2 protein-coding genes are annotated in these 2117 nt (G+C 64.1%); one reads left to right on the top strand and one right to left on the bottom strand.

Annotated elements, in window-relative coordinates:
• A partial coding sequence (locus NTX40_06800; protein ID MCX5648788.1) for a hypothetical protein occupies positions 1–1083 on the top strand: 1083 nt, incomplete at its 5' end.
• A gap of 23 nt (positions 1084–1106) precedes the next feature.
• On the opposite strand, the gene NTX40_06805 is transcribed toward NTX40_06800, so the two are convergent.
• On the bottom strand, positions 1107–1898 hold the full coding sequence (locus tag NTX40_06805; protein MCX5648789.1) for a hypothetical protein: 792 nt from the start codon (positions 1896–1898) through the stop codon (positions 1107–1109).
• Between the last annotated feature and the right edge of the window lie 219 nt (positions 1899–2117).

Raw genomic sequence — 2117 nt, forward strand, 5'->3', positions numbered from 1 at the left:
AATATCATCGACGACGCCCGCAACCGCTACTGCGACAAGGAAATGGGCGAGGAGATCGGCTGGCTGGTCAGCCCGTTCCTGAACGGGTTCACCTATGGCTACCTGGCCACCGGCGACCGCAAGTGGATCGACCTGCTGATCGATTGGTCCGACGCCGTGGTCAAACGCGGGGTGAAAGAGCCTGATGGGTACGTAGGCTGGCCCAAGGCGGCCGGCGCCAGCACCAGTGCCGTGAAGGACTTCGACACGGACAACGAACTGGGCGAGGCGATGATGCTCCGCCCGATGGTGTTGATAGCAGGCAAGATCCGGAAGACGCCGGCTCTGAAGGACCAATACGGCCGCAAGGCGGAGGAGTACATCAAACTTTCCGAGCAGATCTTCGAAAAATGGGACAAGCGCGGCGCTTGGCGCGAGGTCAAGGAAGGCGGGGTATGGGTGGTGCCGCCTTTCGGCCTCGACCCAAAGACGGGCAAGTGGACCGAAGGCTATGATCGTAGAAACACCGATGGCTTCACTTTGCCGGCCAACAAGCAGAATCTGGTCGCCTCCTGGCTCATTGCGATGTACGACGTGACCAGGAAACCCGTCTACCGCGAGCGGGCCGAGAAGTGGTGGCGGGTGATGAAGTCTCGCATGAGGCCCAGCAAGGACGGCAAGTACTTCGTCTGGAACTACTGGGACCCCGGCGGGCCGTGGGACAGGAAACCGGACGGATCCCTGAAGCACTGGGTGGGTGTGCATCCCAACGGCGGGTACTACGCCATTGACGTCGAAGGCATCGTGACGGCGTATGAGCACGGCCTGACGTTCACGAAGGAAGACATCGACCGGCTCATCGCCACCAATCGTGACTTCATGTGGAACAAGCAGGTCCCGGGCGCCAAGTTCCAACGGATCGACGGGGGCGAACCGGACAATCGCTGGGCAAAGACCCCAGGCGTGCTCTGGACGGCCCTGACGCCGTATGATCCAACGTTACGGAAGGTCTTCGAGGCTAACCACGCCCCGGCGGGTTGGGGCGGGTTGAGCAGTACGCCCCAGCACCTTGCCCGCTTTGCCAGAGCCCGCGAAGCGGGCTGACAAAGCCGCCAACTCGAACCATTCTACTCTGATGCGGGTCCGCGCCAGACGCTCCCGCCGAAGGTCGTAACGTAGATCACGTTCTCGTCGGCCGGGTCAAAGGTCACTCGCTGGGCGTTGGCGAAGGGCAGGCCGGCCTGGGCCGACCAGGTCGAGCCGTTGTCTTTGCTCAGCCAGAGGCCCGCCTCCGTCGCTCCCTCCGCGAGCTGCACGACCCGGAAATCGTCGAAGCGGACCCAGTGCTCGGCGTCCGGCGGGCCCTGGTAGCATTGGAGGCTGACCTTCTCGTCCGCGCCAGTCGGGAGGTTGCCCTCGGCGACAGTCTTGAATTCGCCCTTGGCGTCGGGGCGGAACTGGGCGGTGTACTTGCCGGCCGTCACGATCAGCCTCAACTGGACCGTCTTCTCTGGGGCCGCAATCTTGCCGGGGATGATATAGGTCTTCCCGTCGATTTGTTCGTGGACGAACTTGAACACCGGCTTCCCGTCGTTGTACCACGTCAGGCCGGCCTGCTCGAACTGGTTCGTCGGAGGCGCGGTGAACGTCACGGTCACGTCGATGGCCACCTTCCCCTTCGTGCGGTCCGGGGCCTTGCGCACGAGCGCGTTCTTGACGGTGCCGGCGACGCCCGGCTCGACGCGGATCTCGAGGGCCCCATCGGCGATTTTCCACGCCGGCGGGTTCTCGCGCAGCCAACTCCATCCCTCGCCAAGTTTCCCGTCAAAACGGTCTTCGAACACGACCCTCTCCTCGGCAGCCCACAGGGGAAGGCCCGTAAGCAGCACGGCAACGACGATCCAGTGCGCACGTGTCATGGCAGGTCTCCTCGGCTTGTCATCCGTGTGCGGCAGGCGCTTGGCGCCCGCCATGCCCTGTTATCCGGGATTCCCCAGATAGCGCTGCCCGGCTCCGCCGCCGGGCCGTTCAGCCTACAGGATACTGCCCCTCCCCGCCTGCGCCTACCCCCCGGGCCGTTACTTGGCGCGGCGAACGTCCACGTACACCGCCGCCAGGATAACGAGGCCCTTGACGAT

This window comes from Planctomycetota bacterium (genome assembly GCA_026387035.1).
GTDB lineage: Bacteria > Planctomycetota > Phycisphaerae > FEN-1346 > FEN-1346 > JAPLMM01.

What these genes read in the sequence shown, in the direction of transcription:
- NTX40_06805 (MCX5648789.1), bottom strand. Translation starts at nt 1,898, where the DNA reads ATGACACGTGCGCACTGGATCGTCGTTGCCGTGCTGCTTACGGGCCTT.